The sequence below is a fragment of the Pseudomonas sp. DTU12.1 genome (assembly GCF_009873475.1).
Classification (GTDB): Bacteria; Pseudomonadota; Gammaproteobacteria; order Pseudomonadales; family Pseudomonadaceae; genus Aquipseudomonas; species Aquipseudomonas proteolytica.
In genome coordinates this window covers 5,158,294-5,182,694 of record NZ_CP045254.1, presented here as the reverse complement: position 1 = coordinate 5,182,694, position 24,401 = coordinate 5,158,294, and the positions used below count along the sequence as shown (strand labels likewise).

Annotated in this window: 17 protein-coding genes; 4 read left to right on the top strand and 13 right to left on the bottom strand. The window is 57.8% G+C overall.

Annotated features, from left to right (window positions below; all coding sequences use genetic code 11):
* Positions 1-194: 194 nt before the first annotated feature.
* The 11 genes from GDV60_RS22900 to GDV60_RS22850 form a co-directional block, all read right to left on the bottom strand.
* Positions 195-1,166: a peptide ABC transporter ATP-binding protein gene (locus GDV60_RS22900; RefSeq protein WP_029291946.1), complete on the bottom strand. Its 972-nt coding sequence runs from the start codon at positions 1,164-1,166 to the stop codon at positions 195-197.
* Complete coding sequence (locus tag GDV60_RS22895) at positions 1,166-2,134, bottom strand: ABC transporter ATP-binding protein (RefSeq protein ID WP_029291945.1); 969 nt, start codon at positions 2,132-2,134, stop codon at positions 1,166-1,168. The genes GDV60_RS22900 and GDV60_RS22895 overlap by 1 nt, the downstream gene beginning before the upstream one ends.
* 10 nt (positions 2,135-2,144) lie before the next feature.
* Complete coding sequence (locus tag GDV60_RS22890) at positions 2,145-3,056, bottom strand: ABC transporter permease subunit (protein WP_029291943.1); 912 nt, start codon at positions 3,054-3,056, stop codon at positions 2,145-2,147.
* Positions 3,057-3,066: 10 nt separating this feature from the next.
* Positions 3,067-4,077: an ABC transporter permease subunit gene (locus GDV60_RS22885; RefSeq protein ID WP_032860135.1), complete on the bottom strand. Its 1,011-nt coding sequence runs from the start codon at positions 4,075-4,077 to the stop codon at positions 3,067-3,069.
* Between the two features lie 73 nt (positions 4,078-4,150).
* Entirely contained in the window at positions 4,151-5,746 is a 1,596-nt protein-coding gene (locus GDV60_RS22880; protein WP_159908831.1) for an ABC transporter substrate-binding protein, read from the bottom strand.
* An 81-nt stretch (positions 5,747-5,827) separates the two neighbouring features.
* Complete coding sequence (locus GDV60_RS22875) at positions 5,828-7,231, bottom strand: OprD family outer membrane porin (RefSeq protein WP_159908829.1); 1,404 nt, start codon at positions 7,229-7,231, stop codon at positions 5,828-5,830.
* Positions 7,232-7,400: 169 nt separating this feature from the next.
* Positions 7,401-9,005, bottom strand: a complete 1,605-nt coding sequence (locus tag GDV60_RS22870; RefSeq protein WP_159908827.1) for an ABC transporter substrate-binding protein — start codon at positions 9,003-9,005, stop codon at positions 7,401-7,403.
* A 305-nt stretch (positions 9,006-9,310) separates the two neighbouring features.
* Positions 9,311-10,936, bottom strand: coding sequence for an ABC transporter substrate-binding protein (locus GDV60_RS22865; protein WP_092238310.1), 1,626 nt, complete (start codon positions 10,934-10,936; stop codon positions 9,311-9,313).
* Between the two features lie 257 nt (positions 10,937-11,193).
* The gene (locus tag GDV60_RS22860) at positions 11,194-12,795 is read right to left on the bottom strand and encodes an ABC transporter substrate-binding protein (protein WP_159908825.1); all 1,602 of its coding nucleotides are present in this window, start codon (positions 12,793-12,795) and stop codon (positions 11,194-11,196) included.
* Positions 12,796-12,906: 111 nt separating this feature from the next.
* A complete protein-coding gene (locus GDV60_RS22855) occupies positions 12,907-15,687 on the bottom strand; it encodes a hypothetical protein (protein ID WP_256679341.1) in 2,781 nt (926 codons plus the stop codon).
* 304 nt (positions 15,688-15,991) lie between these two features.
* A complete protein-coding gene (locus GDV60_RS22850) occupies positions 15,992-16,702 on the bottom strand; it encodes an SIMPL domain-containing protein (RefSeq protein WP_029291927.1) in 711 nt (236 codons plus the stop codon).
* A 225-nt stretch (positions 16,703-16,927) separates the two neighbouring features.
* On the opposite strand from GDV60_RS22850, the gene GDV60_RS22845 reads away from it, so the two are divergent.
* Together GDV60_RS22845 and GDV60_RS22840 are read left to right on the top strand one after the other, a co-directional pair.
* Positions 16,928-18,190, top strand: a complete 1,263-nt coding sequence (locus tag GDV60_RS22845) for an ATP-binding protein (RefSeq protein ID WP_029291925.1) — start codon at positions 16,928-16,930, stop codon at positions 18,188-18,190.
* Positions 18,183-18,743 carry a response regulator transcription factor gene (locus tag GDV60_RS22840; protein WP_029291924.1) on the top strand — a complete coding sequence of 187 codons (561 nt, stop codon included), beginning with the start codon at positions 18,183-18,185 and terminating at the stop codon, positions 18,741-18,743. Before GDV60_RS22845 ends, GDV60_RS22840 begins: the two co-directional genes overlap by 8 nt.
* 125 nt (positions 18,744-18,868) lie before the next feature.
* Here the strand turns inward: GDV60_RS22840 and GDV60_RS22835 are convergent, their stop codons facing one another.
* Together GDV60_RS22835 and GDV60_RS22830 are read right to left on the bottom strand one after the other, a co-directional pair.
* The gene (locus GDV60_RS22835) at positions 18,869-21,373 is read right to left on the bottom strand and encodes a dermonecrotic toxin domain-containing protein (protein WP_133714605.1); all 2,505 of its coding nucleotides are present in this window, start codon (positions 21,371-21,373) and stop codon (positions 18,869-18,871) included.
* A gap of 417 nt (positions 21,374-21,790) precedes the next feature.
* A complete protein-coding gene (locus GDV60_RS22830; RefSeq protein WP_029291922.1) occupies positions 21,791-22,228 on the bottom strand; it encodes a YhcB family protein in 438 nt (145 codons plus the stop codon).
* Positions 22,229-22,375: 147 nt separating this feature from the next.
* Between GDV60_RS22830 and GDV60_RS22825 the strand changes: the two genes are divergently transcribed.
* Both GDV60_RS22825 and GDV60_RS22820 read left to right on the top strand, forming a co-directional pair.
* Positions 22,376-23,005 carry an alpha/beta hydrolase gene (locus tag GDV60_RS22825; RefSeq protein WP_029291919.1) on the top strand — a complete coding sequence of 210 codons (630 nt, stop codon included), beginning with the start codon at positions 22,376-22,378 and terminating at the stop codon, positions 23,003-23,005.
* 24 nt (positions 23,006-23,029) lie between these two features.
* A complete protein-coding gene (locus GDV60_RS22820) occupies positions 23,030-24,385 on the top strand; it encodes a tryptophan--tRNA ligase (protein WP_159908823.1) in 1,356 nt (451 codons plus the stop codon).
* Positions 24,386-24,401 lie beyond the last annotated feature (16 nt).

The following is a 24,401-nucleotide window of genomic DNA, read 5'->3' as shown; positions in this document are numbered from 1 at the left end:
CCCGATACGGCCCCCAAAAACAAAAAAGCCCCTCCGGCCAGACTGATGCGCAATCTGGCGGGAGAGGCTGTACAACTCGGTATTACCGCGATTCCCTGTGGGAGCGGGCTTGCCCGCGAAGACGGTGGGTCAGCACCTCATTCAGTGGCTGACACGCCGCCTTCGCGGGCAAGCCCGCTCCCACACAAAGGGGTTTAGGCCACGAACTGCTCCGCGTGGTGGCAAGCCACCTGGCGGTTGTCCAGCTCACGCAGCAGCGGCTCTTCACTGCTGCAGCGCTCGGTCGCGTACGGGCAGCGCTTGTGGAAGGCGCAGCCAGGTGGCGGGTTCAGCGGGTTGGGCAGTTCGCCGACGATCTTGATCTTCGGCTTGTTCGGGTCCGGATGGATGGTCGGGGTGGCCGACAACAGCGCCTGGGTGTAAGGGTGCAGGGGGCGTGCGTAGATGTCTTCCTTGGGACCCACTTCCACCGGGCGGCCGAGGTACATCACCATCACGTCATCTGCCACGTGTTGCACCACCGCCAGGTTGTGGGAGATGAACACATAGGCGGTGTTGTACTGCTGCTGCAGATCCATGAACAGGTTGAGCACCTGGGCCTGGATCGACACGTCCAGCGCCGAGGTCGGCTCATCCGCCACCAACACCTTGGGCTGCAACATCATCGCCCGGGCCAGGGCGATCCGCTGGCGCTGGCCACCGGAGAACATGTGCGGGTAGCGCTGATAATGCTCAGGGCGCAAGCCCACTTGCTTCATCATCGCCTGGACTTTTTCCCGGCGCTCGGCGGCGGACAGGTTGGTGTTGATCAGCAGCGGCTCGCCCAGTTGATCACCGACTTTCTGCCGTGGATTCAACGACGCGTAAGGGCTCTGGAACACCATCTGCACGTCTTTGCGCAGTTGTTTGCGCTGGGCCTTGTCGGCGCCGGCGACTTCCTGGCCGGCGATTTTCAAGGATCCGGACGATGGCTCTTCAATCAGCGTCAATGCCCGGGCCAGGGTGGATTTGCCGCAACCCGACTCACCCACAACCGCCAGGGTCTTGCCGGCCTCCAGCTCAAACGACACGCCATTGAGGGCGCGCACGGTGGCGTGGCCCTTGAACAGGCCGCGGGACACTTCGTAGTGACGGGTCAGGTCGCGGGCGGTAAGAACGACGGCCATTACGCCACCTCCTGGTTCAAGGGGTAGAAGCAGCGCACAAGGCTGTGGGCTTGCGGGTCCAGGGTCGGACGGGTCTGGCGGCAGCTGTCTTGCACGTACGGGCAGCGCGGCGACAACAGGCAACCTTGTGGGCGGTCATAGCGACCAGGGACGATACCCGGCAACGTTGCCAGGCGCTCGGCACCCATGCTGTGTTCCGGGATCGCCGCCAGCAATGCTTCGCTGTACGGGTGCGCCGGTACGTCGAACAACCCCGGCACCTGGCCGACTTCCACCGCTTGGCCGGCATACATCACGCACACGCGCTGGGCGGTTTCTGCTACTACCGCGAGGTCGTGGGTGATCAGTACCAGGCCCATGTTCTGTTCTTTCTGCAGAGCCAGCAGCAGCTCCATGATCTGTGCCTGGATGGTTACGTCCAGCGCCGTGGTCGGTTCATCTGCGATCAGCAGTTTGGGCTCGCCGGCAATGGCCATGGCAATCGCCACACGCTGGCTCATACCGCCCGACAACTGGTGCGGGTAGGCGTCCATGCGGCTGGCAGCGCCGGGGATTTCGACTTTTTCCAGCAACTCGATGGCACGCTTGCGCGCTTGCTTGCCGGACATTTTCAGGTGCAGGCGCAGCACTTCTTCAATCTGGAACCCCACGGTATAGCTGGGGTTCAGCGCGGTCATCGGGTCCTGGAACACCATCGCCAGGTCTTTACCGACGATCTGCCGGCGCTGACGATTGCTCAGCTTGAGCATGTCCTTGCCGTCGAAGGTCAGCGAGTCGGCGCTGACGATGCCGGGATGCTCGATCAGGCCCATCAGCGCCATCATGGTCACGGATTTACCCGAGCCCGACTCGCCAACGATGGCCAGTACTTCGCCTTTGTCCACGGACAGGTCGAGCCCGTCGACCACTGGCACGGCAGTCTTGTCGCCGAAGCGCACATTGAGATTCTTGATTTCTAGCAGTGACATGGGAATCTCCTCACGCGGCATTCTTGAGTTTCGGGTCCAGCGCATCGCGCAGTCCGTCGCCCATCAGGTTGATTGCCAGCACGCTGAGCAAAATGGTCAAGCCAGGCAGGCTCACGACCCACCAGGCGCGTTCGATATAGTCACGGGCCGAAGCCAGCATGGTGCCCCACTCGGGGGTTGGCGGTTGGACACCAAGGCCGAGGAAACCCAGGGCCGCGGCATCGAGAATCGCCGAGGAGAAGCTCAAGGTGGCCTGCACGATCAGGGGGGCCATGCAGTTGGGCAGCACCGTGACGAACATCAGGCGCGGCAGGCCGGCACCGGCCAGGCGCGCGGCCGTCACGTAGTCACGGTTGAGCTCGCCCATCACGGCGGCGCGGGTCAGGCGCACATAGGATGGCAGCGACACAATGGCAATCGCGATCACGGTGTTGATCAGGCCAGGGCCGAGGATGGCGACAATCGCCACGGCCAGCAGCAGCGATGGCAGGGCCAGCATGATGTCCATCAATCGCATGATGGTCGGGCCGAGCAGGCGCGGGAAGAACCCGGCGAACAGGCCCAGCAGGATCCCCGGAATCAGCGACATCACCACCGATGACAAGCCGATCAGCAACGACAGGCGCGAGCCCTGGATCAGGCGCGACAGCAAGTCACGGCCCAGTTCGTCGGTGCCCAGCAGGAACTGTATCTGCCCGCCTTCAAGCCATGACGGCGGGGTCAGCAGGAAGTCACGGTATTGCTCGCTGGGGTTATGGGGGGCAACCCACGGGGCAAAGATCGCACAGAACACGATCAGCAACATGAACAGCAGGCCGGCAACCGCGCCCTTGTTCTTGGAGAAGGCTTGCCAGAATTCTTTGTACGGCGACGGGTACAGCAGGCTTTGATCGACTGCTGACACTTGAGTAGGTGTGGTCATGGTCATGATCTCAGCGCTGGTGACGGATGCGTGGGTTGGCGAAGCCGTAGAGGATATCCACCACGAAGTTCACCAGGATCACCAGGCAGGCGATCAGCAGGATGCCGTTTTGCACCACCGGGTAGTCCCGTGCGCCAATGGCTTCGATCAGCCATTTGCCGATGCCGGGCCACGAGAAGATGGTTTCGGTCAGGACTGCACCGGCCAGCAGCGTGCCGACTTGCAGGCCGACCACGGTCAGCACCGGAATCAGCGCATTGCGCAGGCCGTGTACGAACACCACGCGTGCCGGCGACAGGCCTTTGGCCTTGGCGGTGCGGATGTAGTCTTCGCGCAGGACTTCGAGCATCGAGGAGCGGGTCATCCGCGCAATCACCGCCAGCGGGATGGTGCCGAGCACGATGGCTGGCAGGATCAGGTGGTGCAGGGCATCCCAGAACGCGTCCGGCTCATCGGCCAGCAGGGTGTCGATCAGCATGAAGCCGGTGCGCGGCTCGATGTCGTAGAGCAGGTCGATACGCCCGGAAACCGGGGTCCAGCCCAGGCTCACCGAGAAGAACATGATCAGGATCAGGCCCCACCAGAAGATCGGCATCGAATATCCCGCCAGGGAGATGCCCATCACCCCATGGTCGAACAGGGATCCTCGCTTCAAGGCCGCGATCACCCCGGCCAAGAGCCCGAGGATACCGGCGAACAACAGGGCGGCCATGGACAGTTCCAGGGTCGCGGGGAACAGGGCGCTGAACTCGGTCCAGACGCTGGTGCGGGTACGCAGGGATTCGCCGAGGTCGCCCTGGGCGAGCTTGCCGACGTAGTCCAGGTATTGCGCATACAAGGGTTTGTTCAAGCCAAGGCGTTCCATTGCCTGGGCGTGCATCTCGGGGTCGACCCGCCTTTCGCCCATCATGACTTCTACGGGGTCGCCAGGGATCATGCGAATCAACGCAAAAGTCAGCAACGTGATGCCGAAGAACGTTGGGATCAACAACCCCAATCGGCGGGCAATAAAACTAAACATCGTGGTATCTACCTCAATCAGCCGGTTAGGCAGGTCCGGCACCGTCAACGTCGACGGTGCCGGGCGTCTCTTATTACTTCACCTGGGTGGTGGCGAAGTTATTGTTGGTCAGGGGGCTTTGGGTATATCCCTCGACGTTTTTACGCATGGCGGTGAACATTTTCGGGTAAGCCATGGGGATCCACGGTTGGTCCTTGTCGAAAACGTCCAACGCTTGTTCATAGAGTGCGGCGCGCTCGGCGGGTTCAGCCACGGCGCGGGCCTTGTCGATCAAGCCCTGAAACTCTTCGTTACACCAGCGGGCGTAGTTTTCGCCGTTTTTGGCGGCATCGCAACTCAGGTTCGGCGTGAGGAAGTTGTCTGGATCGCCGTTATCCCCGGCCCAGCCGGCAGAGACCATGTCGTGCTCGCCAGCCTTGGCGCGCTTGAGCATTTCGCCCCACTCCATGACCTTGATATTGACCTTCAGCCCAATCTGCGCCAGATCCGCCTGCATGCGCTGGGCGCCAAGCATCGGGTTGGGGTTGGTCGGGCCGCCGCCGTTGCGGGTGAACAGGGTGAACTCGGTGCCTTCCGGCACGCCGGCTTCCTTGAGCAGGGCGCGGGCCTTGTCCAGGTCGCGGGCCGGGTTCTGCAATTTGTCGTTGAAGCCTAGCAGGGTCGGCGGGTACGGGCCGGTGGCATCGATGGCATTGCCTTTGCCGTACAGGGATTGGTTATAGCCCTGTTTGTCGAACGCGATGTTGATCGCGTGGCGCACCCGCGCGTCGCTCATGTACTTGCGGGTGGTGTTCATCGCGGTGTACGCGGTGGTCATCGCCGCCAGCTCCGAGACCTTAAGGTTTGGATCGGCCTTGATACTTGGCAGGTCATCGGGTTTTGGATACAGGGCGATCTGGCACTCATTGGCCTTGAGCTTTTGCAGGCGCACGTTGTTATCCACCGCGATGGCCAGGATCAGCGGATCAGCGGGCGGCTTGCCACGGAAGTACTCCGGGTTGGCCTTGAAGCGCACCTGGGCGTCTTTCTGGTAGCGGGTGAAAATGAACGGGCCGGTGCCGATCGGTTTGCTGTTGAGCTCGCCGGTCTTGTTGGCGGCCAGCAGCTTGTCGGCGTATTCGGCGGAATGGATGGCGGTGAACGGCATTGCGACATCGGCCAGGAACGGCGCTTCGGGGCGGGTCAGGGTGAAGACCACGGTGTGGTCATCGGTCTTCTCGACGCTTTTGAGCAGTTCCTTGAAACCCATGCTTTCGAAATAGGGGAAGCCGGTGGTGGACTTGTCGTGCCACGGGTGTTTCGGGTCCAGTTGACGCTGGAAGCTCCAGAGCACGTCGTCGGCATTCAGGTTGCGCGTCGGCTTGAAGTAGTCGGTGGTGTGGAACTTGACGTCATCACGCAGGTGGAAGGTATAGGTCAGGCCGTCCTCACTGATGTCCCACGATTTGGCGAGTGCGGGCACGATTTCAGTGGTGCCGGGCTTGAAGTCCACCAGGCGGTTGAACATGGTTTCGGCGGCGGCATCGGCGGTGACGGCCGTGACGTACACGACCGGGTCGAAGCCTTCCGGACTGGCTTCGGTGCAGACCACCAGCGGCTTGGCCGAAATGCCCAACGCGACACTCAACAGTGCAGCGGTCATGGCAGCTTGTAACGGGAGCATTTTCATCGAAGAGCCCTCTGCGATCAATTCAACCACACAAATGTAGACGGCAGGCTCGTCCTGAGCCCGCCGTCTACCTGGTGCGAATTAAAGAATGTTGAATGGGACGGTGGTAACCAGACGGAATTCTTTGATGCTGCCGTCGAACTGGTTGGCGCTGCCACGGTGTTCAACGTAGGTGGCACGAATCGCGGTGGCCTTGAGCGGGCCGCTCTGGACCGCGTAGGCCGCGCCAACACCGTATTCCTGGTGTTTCTCGCCGTCTTGAGTTTCGATGCCGGTGTAGGCGTAAGCGCCGTTGCTGTTACCGGTGTAGTGGGTACCGTCGATGCCCCAGCCGCGTGCGGAGTAGACGTTGAACTTCAGGCCTGGCACGCCGTATTCGGCCATGTTGATGGCGTAGGCGACCTGGAAGGACTTCTCGTTCGGGCCGTTGAAGTCCGACGTCAGGGAGTTGGCCAGGTAGATGCCGTTGGTTTCGTGCAGGTAGTCGAAGTACTCGTTACCGTTCACTTGCTGGTAGGAGAAGGTCAGGCTGTGAGCCTGATGCGCCAGGCCGAGGGACAGGGAGAAGGTATCGTTGTCGATTTCCCCCATCAGCTTTTTGCCTTCGTCGACGGTTTTGTAGTAGTTGAAGCCAGTGGTCAGGGCCAGTTGCTGGCTGTCACCCAACTCATGGGTAGCGCCAAAGTAGTACTGGTTCCAGAAGTCCTTGACGTTGGCGCCGAAGACGCTGGTTTTCAGGCTCGCGAACGGCTGGTAGTTGGCGCCCAGGGTGTAGACCTTGTCGGTTGTAGCGCTGTTGGCGCCTTGTTGGCTGTACTCGCTACGGAACTTCGACAGGCTCTGCTCGGACCGTGGCGAGACGCGGTCAAACACGCCACCTTGGAACGACAGGTTGCTGAACTCTGCGCTGTTGAAGCTCACACCTTGGAAGCTCGATGGCAGGGGACGGTTGCCGATGGTGTCGACAATCGGCGTGCTGAAGTTCTGGCGGCCGGCGGTCAGTGTGGTGTTCGACACGCGGAACTGCAAGTTGGCCAGGCCCAGTTTGCTCCACTGGTCTACGGCATTGCCGTCAGAGTCAGCCAAGGTACGGTTGGAGCCGCCCTTGATATCGCGTTTGCTGCGGTCTAGAACCAGAGCGTTGTACACCGCTACTTCGGCCTTGACGCCCACAGTGCCCTGGGTGAACCCCGAGCTGGCATTGATGATGGTGCCCTGGACCCAGTTGGTACGGTTGCGGTCGGTCTTCGTTACACCGTGCTCTTTGTATTTGAAACTGCCCCCGCGGTACAGGTGTTCATTGGAGTACCAGTTGCGCGTACTGCCGCCCAGGCTGAAGTCTTCGATAAAGCCTTTGGCTTCGCTTTGGGCGCTGGCGCCGGCCAGTGTGGTTGGCACGAATTCCTGGCTTGCAGGTTCGGCGTAAGCGGTGGCGGTGATGCTGCTGATGGCCATGGCCAGTAGCACTTTGCTGCTCAATTTCATGGGTGGAGCTCCTTTGGTTCTCTTTTTTTATGCCGGCCTTATTAAGTGAGCCGGCTATTGGGTGTGTAACTCTTCAAGCTATGGCAAACGTTTGCTGTAGGAAATTTCGCGAATTACAGCTGCACGTTTGCAGCAGAGCCAACTTCGCTCTGCGCATCCGGTTATTTTCTTATGGGGTAATACTGACGCCCGAGAACACGTTGCGGCCGAAGGGGCTCACTTTGAAGCCTTCGACTTTGGTGCTTAACGGCTGGTTGACCGTCGAGTGGGCGACAGGCGTGATCGGCACCTGCTGTTTGAGCAGTTGCTGCGCCTGTTTGTACAGAACAGTCCGTTGTTCTCGGTCGGTGACGACCTTGGCTTGCTTGATCAGCTTGTCGTACGCCGGGTCACACCACATCGAGTAGTTGTTCCCGCCGATGGCGTCGCAGCTGTAGAGAGTGCCCAGCCAGTTGTCCGGGTCACCGTTGTCGCCGGTCCAGCCAATCAGGCTGATATCGTGTTCGCCGTTCTTGATGCGCTTGATGTACTCGCCCCACTCGTAGCTGACGATCTTGACCTTGAGGCCGATCTTGGCCCAATCGTTTTGCAGCATCTCGGCCATCAGCTTGGCGTTGGGGTTGTACGGGCGCTGTACCGGCATGGCCCACAGGGTGATCTCGGTGCCTTCCTTGACGCCCGCAGCCTTGAGCAATTCCTTGGCTTTTTCCGGGTTGTAGGTGGCGTCCTTGATGCTGTCGTCGTAGGACCATTGGGTCGGCGGCATGGCATTGACTGCCAACTGCCCGGCGCCCTGGTACACGGCGTTGAGGATGCTCTGCTTGTTCACCGCCATGTCCAGCGCCTGGCGCACTTCGAGCTGGTCGAAGGGCTTGTGCCGCACGTTATAGGCGATGTAGCCGAGATTGAAGCCTGGCTTGGTCAGCAGTTGCAGGTTCGGGTCGGCCTTGAGCGCGTCGACATCGGCCGGGCGTGGATGCAGGGTGACCTGGCATTCATTGGCCTTGAGCTTTTGTACCCGCACCGAAGCGTCGGTGTTGATGGCGAAAATCAGTTGGTCGAGCTTGACCTTGCTCGGGTCCCAATACTGTTTATTGCCGGCGTAACGGATCTGCGAATCCTTCTGGTAACGCTGGAACACGAACGGCCCGGTGCCGATCGGCTTCTGGTTGATGTCGCTGGGTTTGCCGGCCTTGAGCAGTTGCTCGGCGTATTCAGCGGAGAGGATCGCCGCGAAGCTCATGGCGATGTTTTGGACAAACGCCGCGTCGACCGTATTGAGGGTCATCACCACGGTGTGCGGGTCGGTTTTTTCGACCTTGGCGATGTTCTTGTTCAGGCTCATCCCGTTGAAGTAAGGAAACTCCGTGGGGTAGGCCTTGCGGAACGGGTGGTTGGGATCAAGCATGCGGTTGAAGGTGAACAGCACGTCGTCGGCATTGAAATCCCGTGTCGGCTTGAATTCCTTGTTGCTGTGGAACTTCACCCCTTCGCGCAGATGGAAGGTGTAGGTCAGGCCATCGGGCGAAATATCCCACTTGGTCGCCAAGCCTGGTACGACACCGGTCTCGCCCTTTTCAAACTCAACCAGGCGGTTGTAGATCGGCTCGGCCACATCGTTGTCGGTGGCGGTGGTGTATTGCGCGGTATCGAACCCGGCCGGGCTGCCTTCAGAGCAGAACACCAGGCTTTTCTTCTCGCCAGCCAGGCCCATCGAAGCGACGGCCAACAGGCTGGTACCCAATATTGCAGATAGAACGGTGGTATGGCGCATGACGGTCCCCAATCCATGTTTATCGTTTTCGTCAGTGAACAGTCGCAACGCCTTACCTGGCATGGCGAAAGCACTGCTCCCATCCACAGCAAATGCCGTATCGGAACTGCGAGTTTGCCTACCTCGACGTTAGGGAACGCGGGCAAGGCAGTAAATGCGCAGAACCGGACAGACCTTGTAGGGATCGGACTTTACCCTTGCAGTCAGCTGCTGTAGGTCGGCAGCGCCTGCGAACGTAGTCCGATTCCTAAGGTCTTGGCGGATGCAATAACGGCGACGTTATGAAACGTCGCCGCCAAGGCGTCCTACTTGCTGACGCTCACCCCGTAGAAGGAATTCAAGCCAAATGGGCTGATCTTGAAGTCCTGCACGTTGTTGCGCATGGGTTGATACACCGTCGAGTGTGCGATAGGTGTCATGGGGACTGCATCTTTGAGGACGTGTTGCGCCTGTTTGTACAGTTCGGTGCGCTTGGCGACATCCGACGTGGCCTTGGCTTCTTTCACGATGCCGTCGAATTTCTTGTCACACCATTTGGAGAAGTTGTTGCCCGCCAGGGAGTCGCAGCCGAACAGCACGTTCAGCCAGTTGTCCGGGTCACCATTGTCACCGCTCCAGCCGATGATCATGGCCTGGTTTTCACCGCCTTTGGAACGCTTGATGTACTCGCCCCACTCGTAGCTGACGATGTTGACCTTCAAGCCTATCTGCTTCCAGTCGTTCTGCAGCATCTCGGCCATCAGCTTGGCGTTGGGGTTGTACGGACGCTGGACCGGCATGGCCCACAGGGTGATTTCGGTGCCTTCCTTGACGCCGGCTTCCTTGAGCAGCTCCTTGGCCTTGGCCACGTCGTGCGGGACGTCCTTGATGGTCTCGTCATAGGACCACTGGGTCGGCGGCATGGCGTTGACCGCCAGCTGGCCTGCGCCCTGGTAAACCGAGTCGATGATCTGCTGCTTGTTGACCGACATGTCCAGGGCCTGGCGTACGCGCAGGTCGGCCAGTGGGTTGGCCGCCGTCTGGCCCTTGAGCACAGGCATCACGTTGTAGGCGATGTAGCCCAGGTTGAAACCGGCCTGGTGTGGCAGTTTCAGGGTCTTGTCTTCGCCCAGGGCCTTGAGGTCGGCCGGACGTGGGAAGAGGGTGACCTGGCATTCGTTCTTCTTGAGTTTTTGCACACGTACCGATGGGTCGGTGGTGATGGCGAAGATCAGGTTATCGATCTTCACGTCTTCAGGCTTCCAGTAATCCTTGTTGCCGGTGAAGCGGATGTTGGAGTCTTTCTGGTAGCTCTTGAACACGAACGGGCCAGTGCCCACTGGCTTCTGGTTGATGTCCTGGGGCTTGCCGTCCTTCAACAGTTGGGCAGCGTATTCGGCCGACTGCAGGGAGGCGAAGCTCATGGCCAGGTTCTGGATAAATGCGGCGTCCACGGTGCCAAGGGTGAACTTGACGGTGTGGTCGTCGATTTTCTCGATGTTCTTGATGTTGGTGTCCATCCCCATGTCCGTGAAGTACGGGAACTCGGTGGGGTAGGCCTTACGGAACGGGTCGTCTTTGTTGATCATCCGGTTGAAGGTGAAGAGCACGTCGTCGGCGTTGAATTCACGAGTCGGCTTGAAGTACGGCGTGGTATGGAACTTGACCCCTTCGCGCAGGTGGAAGGTGTAGGTCAGGCCATCTTCGGAAACGTCCCACTTGGTGGCCAGGCCAGGAATCACGGCGGTGCCGCCACGCTCGAACTGGCTGAGACGGTTGAACATGGTTTCGGCCGAAGCATCGAAGTCTGTTCCGGTGGTGTACTGGCCTGGGTCGAAACCCGCCGGGCTCCCTTCGGAGCAGAACACCAGATTAGTCGCCGCCTGGGCGAAAGGTGCAGCGGCCATTAAACCGGCGCTGACTAAAAACGGAATGACTGCGTGTTTAAGCATGTTGGCCTCATGATTTGTTGTCATTTTTGGAATTGAGGGCGACCTCGTGAGTCGGCCTGCGGATACTTATGCAGGCCCCATACCCATTGCAAGACGTTGAGAGGCAACAAGCGGCAAAGAGTGGTACGAACGTACAAGAATGTCGCATTCATATAATTTTCGACACAAATCTGCATTTTCGAGGTTTTTTTCGGTGCGCGCAGCGCACTAAATCGGCCCAACCGAGGTGTCTGGCGCACTCGGTTGGGGCGTGATTGTTACTTATTCAGACTTACGCCATAGAACGGCGTCAGCCCAAACGGGCTGATTTTGAAGTCCTGGACTTCCTTGCGCAGTGGCTGGAAAACCGTCGAGTTCGCAATAGGCGTTATAGGTACTTGATCCTTAAGTATTTTTTGCGCCTGTTGATACCACTTGATGCGCTCGTCACGGTTGCTGCTGAGCTTGGCCTTCTGCACCAGTTGGTCGTACTGCGGGTTACACCATTTTGCATAGTTGCTGCCCTTTACCGCCGCACAACTGTAGAGCACCCCAAGCCAGTTATCGGGGTCTCCGTTGTCGCCGGTCCAGCCGTAAATCATCACATCGTGCTCGCCGTTTTTCGCGCGCTTTATGTATTCGCCCCACTCATAGCTGACGATATTGGCGGTGATCCCGACCTTGGCCCAATCCTGCTGGATCATCTGCGCCGACATTCGCGCATTGGGATTGGAGGCGCGCTGCACGGTCATCGCCCACAAGTTGATGGTGGTACCTGGTGCAACCCCTGCTTCTTTTAGTAGCGCCCGGGCTTTGGCCGGATCGTGCGGCGCGTCCTTGATGTTGGGGTCATAAGACCACTGGGCCGGAGGTAGCGCGTTTTGCGCCAATTGCCCGGCACTTTGGTACACCGCCTGGATAATCGCCGGCTTATCGATGGCCATGTCCAGGGCCTGGCGCACCTTGAGTTGATCCAGCGGCGGATGGGTCACGTTATAGGCCAGGAAGCCCAGATTGAAACCTGCCTGTTGCAGCACGCGCAGGTTGGGATCCTGCTTCATCACCTCTATATCCGAGGGGCGCGGATAGCCGCTGACCTGGCATTCGCCGGCCTTGAGCTTTTGCAGGCGCGACGCGGCGTCGGGGGTGATGGCGAATACCAGGTTGTCGAGCTTCACATCCTCAGGCTTCCAATACTGTTTATTGGCGACGTAGCGAATCTGCGAGTCCTTCTGGTAGCGCTTGAACACAAACGGCCCGGTGCCGACCGGCTTCTGGTTGATATCGGAGGCCTTGCCTTGTTCAAGCAACTGCGCGGCGTACTCGGCCGATTGCACGGAAGCAAAGCTCATGGCCAGGTTCTGCACGAAAGCGGCGTCGACGTTATTGAGGTTGAAGCGCACGCTGTGCTCGTCGAGCTTTTCCACGCTTTTGATCGTGGTGTTCAGGCCCATATCGGTGAAGTACGGCGATTCGGACGGGTAGGCCTGGCGGAATGGGGTGTTGGCGTCCAACAGGCGCTGGAAGGTGAACAGCACATCATCGGCATTAAAGTCGCGGGTCGGTGTGAAGTACTCGGTGCTGTGGAACTTGACCCCGTCGCGCAGGTGGAAGGTGTAGGCCAGGCCATCCTCGGACACCTCCCAACGGGTCGCCAGTCCCGGCTCGACTTCGGTCCCGCCGCGCTTGAACTGGGTCAGGCGGTTGAACACGGTTTCGGCCGAGGCATCAAAGTCGGTGCCGCTGGTGTATTGGCTGGGGTCGAAACCGGCGGGGCTGGCTTCGGAGCAGTAGACCAGGGTGCTGGCGGCATGGGCCATGGGCGTCAATGCCAACAACCCCGCAGCGAGGAACAGCGTTTTCAAGGCGTTTTTTTCCATGGAGACCCCTGAGATGGCAGGTATATAAGGCTGCCCATACGAAAAACGGCAGTCACCGAGGTTACCGCCGTTCAGGGGATCAGGTAAGTGGCCGTTGTAGCCGTGCCTTGGCTACGAGAGCGTCACGACCTCGATAGTGGTGGGCGCGTCCTTGTCGATGGTGAACTGGCTGTCGAGCTCATTCCCTTCGCGTATCGTGAACGTTCTCTTGATGATCACCTCCACGCCAGGCACCCGGTTGATGTCTTTTTCGGGGTTGGACAGGTGTCCTTTGGATGTGATTTGGACCGTCGTCACGTTGCTCGAAGCGTCGTGATGGACGTGGAACTGGGTGTCGTCAGCGCCAAAGTAGTAGCCATCTTGCAGTACCGATCCTCCGTTCAAGTCAATGGTGGCGGGGGCTATCGAACCTTGATGAGCGACCTCGGAAATACGCGCACGCAGGTCGGGGTCCGCAATTGTGCTCTCGAACTGCTTCAGCCTCGCTTGCCGGATGCCCTCGGCCGAGTTCGCTGTGGCGTCCAGTCGGTGGCTGACGGATAGCCCATTTTCTGTGGTGGTGACGGTGTAAGGGTTACGGTTTATATCCAAGACAAAGTTGGGTGAGTACTGGCTCGAACTGTGCTCCGTGGGCTGTGCCTTTTCTCCGGGCTCAACGGAAAAGCCAGTCTCGTCGATGTTCCAGGAAACCCTGAAGTTTGTTTTGATGACGCCTTTATCCTCGAAATTGCTGCTGGCGAACTCGTAGCTGGATCCCGCTTTGATTTTCAAGAAATCGTCGATCTTGTTGGCGCCTTTCATTGGTTTGTCTTCGAGATCGAGGAAATGATTGGCAAAAGATGGAGGGCGCTTCGTGGCATCGCTGACGGGGGATGAGAGACTGCGCCCCTCAGGCGCCCTGACGCCACCTTTTCCATTGGCTGAGACCCACTCGCCATTGCCCGAAGAGTGGACGGTCATCACGGGTCGCCTGGTTTGCTGATCAATGATCTGCACATAGCCGTTGCTCAGTTTGAAATCCCCTCGGATCTCATACACGTTGCTGACACCGCTGGCGTCGGTGTAGCGGATTAACCAGCGATCTTCGTTGGTGGTTGCATCCTTGACCTGATAAATCCCCTTGGCGTTGGGCGTCACATTTTCAATCAACTGTTCGCCATTTGGCAGCGCATGCTGGCTGATATGCCCGGCCTGGCTTGGGCGCAAGGGGTTGGCAGGTTGGGCCTCGCTTGGCACGGTGACTTCATCGGTATTCTTTGCGGGCTTGGGGGCGTGCACGAACTCAAAGTCGTTTGTCTTTGAGTTCTGCTTCCATTGGTAATCTTCGGCTCTTGGGACGCCAGGGACTTTGGCGGGTTCACCTAGCCCGGACTCGACGGCACCTGGCGCAAGTTCGTGGGCCAGTTGCAGGCCTGATATTACCGCCGCTGCATTGCCGCCCACTCGATCCTGCGCCGTCATGCCGTAGAGACTGTCATGGACGCCGAAGACGATATTGCCAGTGTTGCCAATCACGGGCACGTAGCCGAATGTATTGCCCCAGAAGTCTTTCGCCGACTTCCAATCCTGCTGTGAGGAACCAAACACCTGGGTTTGGTCGGACCATAGTGCATTCTTGGCATTCACCGCTTGGTATTGGCTGGCCACACCGCTGTAAAGATTGCCGAACTTCAACTGATACTCGCTGCCTCGGGCTCGGGTGTAATTGAACAGTTGTGACGCCGGTATTTCCTCATCTGAAACCAGGTTGTGATAGCCGGGGAAGTGGGCGTTGGCGCCGGAGATCAACGTGTCAAGTACATAACCCGCGCTGGGCCAGTGTGAATCCTTGCCGCCTTGTATATCTCGGGTGTTGAAGTTTCTCAGCAAGTTGTCCCGGTTGTCTTTGGCCCAGCTTGCAAAGTCGGCATCCCCATGTATTTCACGGACGGTGCCATTCTTCAGGTCTAACATCAATCCTTGGTTGGGCCTGTTTTTATAATCCCCGTCATAGGGCGTGTACGGAATAAATGCATAGCCTGACAAGGGGTAGCCGTAGACATTTGGAACGATGACTTGCCCATTCTTATCCAGTGTCCGCGCGACGGCTTCTTGCCCTTCAGGGCTCAATTTTTTAAAACTCTGCGTATCACTGCGCAAGGTTTGCAAGGTTCCCCTTACTGCGTAGGCGTCCGCTTGTCCCGAGAGGGTTGCGAGTTGGCCCGACGGGTCTCGCATGGGTTTGGATATTTCATGTTCCCAGTGGTTTTGAAGGTTTTTTCCCAACGACTCCAGATTGTCAACCTTAGTTTGATCTTTTGGATCTATCTCCATAAAGTTGAAGTTGATCGGGCCGCCCCGTTGTACTTTGTCGTGCTCTAAAGCACCTGCAGCTATTTCCCAGGCAAAGTAAGTACGCTTTGAGGTACTGCTCAGATTTTCTGGTTTTCCCACCCCCGTGTAGGACGTGAACGTCACCGTGATTTTTTCATGGGGGTCATAGCCTGCGGCCAGTAAACCACCGCTGAAGTAGCCTGCCGGCTCCATGAACAGGCGGGCGTTCTGGAACCTGACGGCCATTTCACCTTGGTTGATGCTGGGTATTTCTTCAATCAGCGTCGTTACGCGAAAAGCGTAGTCATCAATGCGCTGCTTGCGCTCTTGCAGGGTGTAGTCAGCCGAGGGCGCAGACACGGTGTCTGAACCGTAGATAACCCTTTTTTGGACTGCTATTTCAGGGTTTGTAGTTTGCAGCGAGCCAGTGCCCTCTCTCTGCGCTGTATTCTGCGGAGAGGGTGCACGAGTGTGCCGCCGATGGGCGGGGGCAGTAGTATCTGCGGGCAATGGATTGACGGCGGATAATGAATGGGTTGTTGCCGAGTTCGGTAGAGCGGGCGCAGGATTTATATTCATGAACGTCTCGTTTTATTCGCGTTCCCATCCTCCCTGTGAGAGTCCGAATGAAGTTGCCTATATGTCCCTGTCTTAGACATAGGTATTTGTCTATGGGAATGTTTTATTAAATGTCTAGTTTTTTGGATAACTTTGGCTTAACTAGGTGGCAGCGTGCAGGGAAATGGTTCATTTTTTATGCTTGGGTTTTAGGCGCGGTTGATCGTTTAAGTAAACCCCTACATCGTTCGTCTTGTTATCCAACAGCAGGCCAAAAAAAACGGCACAAGCTATTAGGCTGTGCCGTCTTTGTAGGTTGAAACGCTTACTGTAAGACTTCAATCACCCCGTCCGCACTCATGCTGACTTGGCTGGTGCCCGCCTCGACCTCTGGCGTCGGCGCTGAATCCATCGCCGCAGCCTTCATCATCATGCCGCCGCGGGCATAAGGCTGTGGATAACCATTAGTGTTGAAGTTCAGGTTGACGATCTTGTAACCCTTGCCACCCAGCGCATCAGTGGCCAATTGCGCGCGGGCCTTGAATGCAGCGACCGCTTCCTTGAGCAGCGCATCTTCGCTGGCCTTGCGGGTCGGGTTGGCGATGGCGAAGTCCATGCTGTCCATTTTCAGATTGGTCAGCATCTCGCCGGTGAGCTTGGACAGCGCCGCGAAGTCCGAGCTTTCCATGCGCAATTCGGCGCGTTCACGCCAGCCGGTGATCTTCTGGTTCTTGTTGTCGTAGATCGGGTAGCTGTTGCGGCTGCCCTGGCGCAGGGTGACGCCCTTGACTTCGCGGGCCTGGGCCAGCGCCTTGTTCATGGTGGTGGTGATCTCGGCGGCCAGCTTGGCCGGGTCGGTGTTCTGGGACTCGGTGTACAGGGTGACGATCATCTGGTCACGGGCCACTTCCTGGCTGACTTCGGCCCGCAGGGAAATCTGGTTGTAGTGCAGTTGATCGGCAGCCAGCACAGGCAGGCTGGCGACGCTGCCAACGCTGAGGGCAATAAGGGCGGCACTGCGAGTGAAACGTGACATGGAAGCTCCTTGAGGGTGATCGTGTTCGGTAAGACTGTAGACGGGGGATTCGGGTTCGGCGGGTTACAAATTCTCTACACCTTGGCCCGATGCCGACGAACGGTCAAATTGCGTCCGGCGTTCCTGATTGTGTGACCTGCGTCAAAGGGCCACACACACGCTGTCGATACCCTGGCTTCGTTTATACTCCTTGCGATCCGCCTGGAGCGCTCATCAGGAGAGCTCATGCTCGCCCCCGTACAACTGACTTCCGCCACTCGCCAGAACCTCTGGCGCCTGACGTTTATCCGCACCCTGGTCCTGGCCGCCCAAGCCGGTTCCGTGGGGCTTGCCTATTGGTTTGAGCTGCTGCCGTTGCCCTGGCTGCAACTGTGGGTGACTTTGGCTTTTTCCACGGTGTTGTGTGTGTTCACGGCCATCCGCCTGCGCACCACGTGGCCGGTGACAGAGCTGGAGTACGCCCTGCAACTGGCCTGTGACCTGTTTATCCACAGTGTGTTGCTGTATTTCTCCGGTGGCTCCACCAACCCGTTCGTTTCCTATTATCTGGTGCCGCTGACCATTGCCGCCGTGACGTTGCCGTGGCGCTACTCGGTGATCCTGTCGGGTATTGCCCTGGCGCTCTACACCTTGTTGCTGGCGCAGTTCTATCCCCTGGAAACCTTCCCGATCGCCCGGGAAAACCTACAGATCTACGGTATGTGGCTGAGCTTCGCGCTGTCGGCAGCCGTGATCACGTTTTTCGCTGCGCGCATGGCCGAAGAGCTGCGGCGCCAGGAAGAACTGCGTGCTATCCGCCGCGAAGAAGGCTTGCGTGACCAGCAACTGTTGGCCGTGGCGACCCAAGCCGCCGGCGCGGCCCATGAGCTGGGTACGCCGCTGGCAACCATGAGCGTGCTGATCAAGGAAATGCGCCAGGACCATCACGACCCGGCGCTACAGGACGACCTCGGCGTGCTGCAGGAACAGGTCAAGCAGTGCAAGCAAACCTTGCAACAACTGGTGCGTGCCGCTGAAGCCAACCGGCGCCTGGCGGTGGATATGCAGGATGTCACCCAGTGGTTGGACGAAGCCTTGAACCGCTGGCACCTGATGCGCCCCGAAGCCAGTTACCGCTTCCACCTGTTGGGGCAGGGCGCAGTGCCTCGCATGGCGCCACCGCCGGATCTGACCCAGGCGTTGCTGAACCTGTTGAACAATGCAGCCGATGCCTGCCCGGAAGGGCTGGAAGTGCAGTTGGACTGGGATTCGGAAAACCTCACCATCAGCATTCGCGACCACGGTGCCGGCGTGCCGCTGGCGATTGCCGAACAGATCGGCAAGCCATTCTTTACCACCAAGGGCAAGGGCTTCGGCCTGGGCCTGTTCTTGAGCAAGGCCAGCGTGACCCGCGCTGGCGGCTCGGTGAAACTTTACCCCCATGAGGAAGGCGGCACGCTCACCGAGCTGCGCCTGCCCCGTGCTGCACGAGGAGACATCGATGAGTGACGAGATCCAAGTCGAAGGCGAAGAACTGCCGCACCTGTTGCTGGTAGATGATGACGCCACCTTTACCCGCGTAATGGCGCGAGCCATGAGCCGCCGCGGGTTTCGCGTCAGCACCGCAGGCTCCGCCGAAGAAGGCCTGACCATCGCCCAGGCCGACCTGCCGGACTACGCGGCACTGGACCTGAAAATGGACGGCGACTCCGGCCTGGTGCTGTTGCCCAAGCTGCTGGAACTGGACCCGGAAATGCGCGTGCTGATCCTTACCGGGTATTCCAGCATTGCCACCGCCGTCGAGGCGATCAAGCGCGGCGCCTGCAATTACCTGTGCAAGCCGGCCGATGCCGATGATGTACTGGCAGCGCTGCTCTCCGAACACGCCGACCTCGACACCCTGGTGCCGGAAAACCCGATGTCGGTGGACCGTCTGCAGTGGGAGCACATCCAGCGTGTGTTGACCGAGCATGAAGGTAATATCTCGGCCACCGCTCGTGCTCTTGGCATGCACCGCCGGACACTGCAGCGCAAACTGCAAAAGCGCCCGGTTCGGCGCTGAACGGCGAATCAGAGCGCGGGGTACTGCGCGTCTCAATGACGGCTGAAAGCTTTCCGGGGTTTTTTCAGCCGTCAACATATAGCGTCATGCTTGTATGCTACGTTCAGAACATTGCGAAATAAGGCTCATGAACCGGTCTTTGGGAAGTGAACCGGCTTGTATTCAATTCTAACAACCTCATATTTCGGCGGATCCCCTGCAGGCGCAGTATTGATTTTGACCAACTGACCATTGGCTTTTTTGAGTTCTGGAACTGCATAGCCATTCAAAGCATCTTGCAGTTTGATTTCAGCCAGGTTTTCTGCATTTTCAAGAGAGATTGTTGGATCTGACTGCATGATTTGAGTCACGACCTGATCTCGAATTTTTTTCATGGCTGTTGAACCGAAACTGAGGCTCACCGTCCCATCGTAAGCTTTTACCGGCTTGTTGATCTCTTTTTGAAATTTTGCCGCAAACGAATTGCCTCGCCCCTCCGCAGAGTGACACATTATAAGACGCACAGAGTCATATCTTTCCGGGTCTATGCCTTTGTCTTTCAATAGGGCGACTAATTTTTGAGGTGTGTAGCCTTTTCCATCTATGACAACCTGTGATCCATTGCCTAAGAACTTATCAGCCCAACTTGGTTTGGAACCATGGGCAACAATGTTAAGTCGCTTTCCGGATTTGTAGATGTCTACATAGGTATGGACTTCGTTGGAGACATATTTTAGTTCATTCATCGGGCCGCCCATTTGAACGACAGTAACCGGACCTGTTTCGCTCGCTATGTCCGTACCAATCACCCCATTGTCAGGGTTCTCTGGAGGTTGGGGTGGTTCTTGGTCCGGGGGCGATGCAGTCTCTTCTGGGGCTTTGAATTCACCGATAGACTGCTCCCGGGCTTTACCTATGACTTTGGGTATCGCCACTGTCGCTGCGTTGAACAGGCCGAATACAATCCGATCAGTACCTTTGGCCTTGTTATGTAGGTTGTCATCAACTCCGATGCTGGCAGTTACGCCGCCACTGGCGAGATAAAAAGTGTCCAGGGCCAATGCGACTTCAGGTACCACGAAAGCCAGTGGAGTTAAAAATAGAGCAATTTTTGAAGTCTTTGTCAGGCCTTCAATGATGTTCTTCTTGGTCTCGTCTCTGTCACTGGTTATTTTGACAGCCGCATCTGCATAAGAGCGATCTTTCTGGCGTTTGGTGACTTCTTGGAACGGTAGGTTGTTAGGTTCTGTGGTGATGAATTTTTCAGGATCCCATTTACCGCTAAAGGCCCGATGGTCATAGGAAAGTATTCCTCCTGGGGTTTCACGTGTTTCAGGCCAGGTACCGAGGCCGATCAGTGTTTCGTCTAACCCGGCTCGCTTCCAGCCGTTGGGCTTGTCTTCAAGCTTAAAGTGTGAGGCCAGGGCATTGCGTTTGGCAGGATCAGCCATTTGTTCGGCGAGCCACTTCTTCATCTCTGCCTGGCTATTGAAACTGTGAATGGGTGAGGAGTTTCCGGGTATATAGAGAAGGGTGAGGGGAGGAATCCTCTTCCCGTCGCTGTCAAACGTTACCTTATTATCAGTAATGTATATGAGGTCGGTCGATTGATATTCTCCGATCTTGAGCAACCCGACTTCAATGTTGGGGTCCTTGGGGGGATTTTTTTGTAAGTCATCATAAGTAATGTCAGGCCATGATTCCTGGTTGCCTGATAACCCGGCGGCTCGCATGATCAGTTTTCGACCATCAGTAGTCAAGCTGCCTTCTTGATGTTGAGTCATGGCTGACTTGACGAATGACGCTTTGGCCAGTACCGGGTATTTTTCTATGTGGGTGCTCCAGAACTCATCCAGAAAATTAGTATAAGGCTGTTGAAAGTCAGCCTGCCAAACAAGGTTTTTGAACTCTTTCGGGGTAATTGAACTCTGGTTGGTAGAGTTATATGTCTGTGAGGGAGCGTCGGATGATTCTACATAAATTCCTTGATAAGTATGGGTAACATCCGCGTCTTTACGATAAGGGGAAAACCGGGTTGAGAAGTCAAAGATACCTGGGTTATTCATGGGTAAACTGTTCTGGGTTTTTACATTAGGACCGCCAGCGAAGAATGGGATCTTGTATCCCTTCCCAGTGGGAGTATCTTGCGCATTTTTGATCAGCGCTTGCGTCAGTGAAATACGCTGGATAACCTTTGCCGGGTAAGGCTCTTCCCCCACACTGTTATAGTCGTAGGTCACTAGGTAGGTATTGTCGGGATCAATATCCCATTTCTCCTTGTTGGCGGGGTCTTTCTTTTTCAACTCTGCAAATTTTTCTTTGAGAAAATCAGATGCTTTTTGTTCGACAGTTTTAAATGCACTGGAAATATGCTTTGCAACGGGGTCAACATTTATGTTGAGACCCACATCAATGGGGGGTGGTACTTTTTGACTATTCTCGACATCTTTGCCAGGGGAGGGGTCAACGCTCACCTCAGTGTAACCTCCACCTTGTGTTGCGGGGGCTGGCCTGACTTCCTGCACTAATTGCTGATCCGCCTGCGCGCTGGAATCAATTGAACGTTTGTTGCGATAGCCCGTATTCGATGCAGTTAGTTGATCGTTGGCTGAGTGATTCCAGGGAGTGGCTGAGGCGGTCTTGATTTGCATAAAAGGGAACTCGTAGCGCGTGTCGGAGGAGTAGGGCTTAGTTTCGTCCGTTGTGTGGTCGCGTACGTAGGAAGAGTTCCAGGAATAGCTATGTAGAATACATTTCCCTTATCAGAAGTTTTGCAGGTCTTTCTCCATCAGGTTCGCAGTGCAGATTGCAAGGCGCTCAGTCTGGCGCTGAACGGCGACTGAACAGTTTTCCTTAGGCTGCACGGAGCCCTAAAACTGAGCAATGAACCAGGACGCTGAGTATTCCTCGGGCATGGACGAAGAGGATGGGCGATGTTGTACCAGGCGCTGATTGCTGAACTGCTGGGCTTGAGCATCGTCAACGTCGGACAGCGTGCCAGCCTTGAGAAAATAAAAAAGCCCGCCACCGAGTGATCGGTGGCGGGCTTTTTATCGCTTGAAACCTTATTACTTCTTCAAGCCGTAATGCTCATCCAGCATGCCGGGGGCGTTCGGCGTTTTTGGCGCGTAGTCCCGTGGCGGCTCCTGATTTTCCCTTGGCGGGGTCAGGCGCTCCCGTGGGGCTTGTGTGGCATCGGAATGCAGCGCGGCCAGCAGGCGCTGACGGGTGATGTCATCCAGGGCCAGGCGGTTGGCGCCATCGGCGAGGTGATCCTGTACTTCCTGGTAGCTCTGGGTGAGCTTCTTGACCAGGGTCGCGGTGCTGTTGAAGTGGGTAACAACCTCGTTCTGATAACTGTCAAAACGTTCCTGAATGTCATCCAACTGACGCTGCGTGCGGTTAGGCGCGGCATTCGGCAGCAGGCGAGCAACCAGGAATCCAATGGCGACACCGGCAACCAGGGCAAGAGTCGGCAACAACCAAACTAAGAGCGAGTGTTCCACGAGTCCTTCCTCTATAAACGGCTTTGCTTTACGTTAACGGCTCGGACCTGCGCTGTATACCGCGATTAAGCTCGCAATGATGCCATGCACAGACTTTTAGCTAGACGAGTCGACCCCTTGAGAGGTCACGGAGTTCATTCCTTGCTCATGCGTGAAACCCCCGTTTTGATCGATGGCCCGGTAGGCCAATTGGAAGCCCTGTATCTGGATCACCCCGAGCCACGTGGCCTGGCGCTGATCTGCCACCCCAACCCGGTGCAGGGCGGCACCATGCTCAATAAAGTCGTATCGACCTTGCAACGCACCGCCCGCGATGCCGGTTTGATTACTTTGCGTTTCAATTACCGTGGCGTGGGTGCCAGTGCCGGTACCCACGACATGAGCAGTGGTGAAGTGGACGACGCCGAAGCGGCGGCCGGTTGGCTGCGTGAAAAGCACCCGGGCCTGCCCATCACCTTGCTGGGTTTCTCGTTCGGTGGTTTTGTTGCTGCAAGCCTGGGCGGGCGCCTGGAAGCCAAGGGCGAAAAACTCGCGCACCTGTTCATGGTGGCTGCGGCGGTCATGCGTTTGCGTGATGAGGACGTGCTGCCACAGGACTGCCCGTTGACCCTGATCCAGCCGGAAACCGACGAAGTGGTCGACCCGCAGACCGTCTACGACTGGTCCGCAGCCCTGAAACGCCCCCATGAGCTGCTGAAAGTGGCAGAATGCGGGCACTTTTTTCATGGCAAGCTCACCGATCTCAAGGATCTGGTGCTGCCGCGCCTTTCGAATTGATAGCAGTCTGATAAGCGATTACCCATGACGACTCGTACCCGTATCCTCACCGGCATCACCACCACCGGCACCCCGCACCTGGGCAACTACGCCGGTGCCATCCGCCCGGCGATCCTCGCCAGCCAGGATGCCAATGCCGATTCGTTCTACTTCCTGGCCGACTACCACGCCCTGATCAAGTGCGATGACCCGCAGCGCATCCAGCGCTCGCGTATGGAAATCGCCGCGACCTGGCTGGCGGGTGGCCTGGATGTGAACCGGGTGACGTTCTATCGTCAGTCCGATATCCCGGAAATTCCCGAGCTGACCTGGCTGCTGACCTGCGTCGCGGCCAAGGGCCTGCTCAACCGCGCCCACGCCTACAAGGCCTCGGTGGACAAGAACCTGGAAAACGGCGAAGACCCGGACGCCGGGATCAGCATGGGCCTGTACAGCTACCCGGTGCTGATGGCCGCAGACATCCTGATGTTCAACGCGCACAAGGTGCCGGTCGGCCGCGACCAGATCCAGCACGTGGAAATGGCCCGTGATATCGGCCAGCGTTTCAACCACCTGTTTGGCAAGGGCCGTGAGTTCTTCACCATGCCCGAGGCGTTGATCGAAGAAAGCGTCGCCACCTTGCCGGGCCTGGATGGGCGCAAGATGTCGAAAAGCTACGACAACACCATCCCGTTGTTCACCACCGCCAAGGACATGAAGGACGCGATCTCGCGGATCGTCACCGACTCCCGCGCGCCGGGTGAGGCCAAGGATCCGGACAACTCGCACCTGTTCACTCTGTACCAGGCGTTCGCCACCCCTGAACAGGAACAGCAACTGCGCCGCGAACTGCTCGATGGCCTGGGTTGGGGCGAGGCGAAGAACCGTCTGTTCCAACTGCTGGACGGCCAGTTGGGCGAAGCCCGCGAGCGCTACCATCAATTGATGTCGCGCCCTTCGGACATGGAAGACCTGTTGCTGGTCGGCGCCAAGAAAGCCCGCGCCGTGGCCGCTCCATTCCTGCAAGAGCTGCGCGAAGCCGTGGGCCTGCGTTCGTTCGTCAACCAGGCGAGCGAAGCTGCCAGCGTCAAGAAGAAGGCAGTCAAGGCCGCGCGTTTTGTCAGCTTCCGTGAAGACGACGGCAGCTTCCGTTTCCGCCTGCTGGCGGCTGATGGCGAGCAACTGTTGTTGTCGCGCAACTTTGCCGACGGCAAGGCGGCAGGTGCTGCCACCAAGCAGTTGCAGTCCGGCCAGGCGCTGGATGTGCGCAGTGAGGCCCTGGGCTTCAGTGTGTGGCTCGAAGGCGCCTGTGTCGCCGACAGCCCGGCCTTTGCCGATGCGGCTGCGCGGGATGCCGCCATCCAAGCTGTGCGCGTGGCATTGACCCCCATCGAGGACTGACCCGACCAAGGGTTGA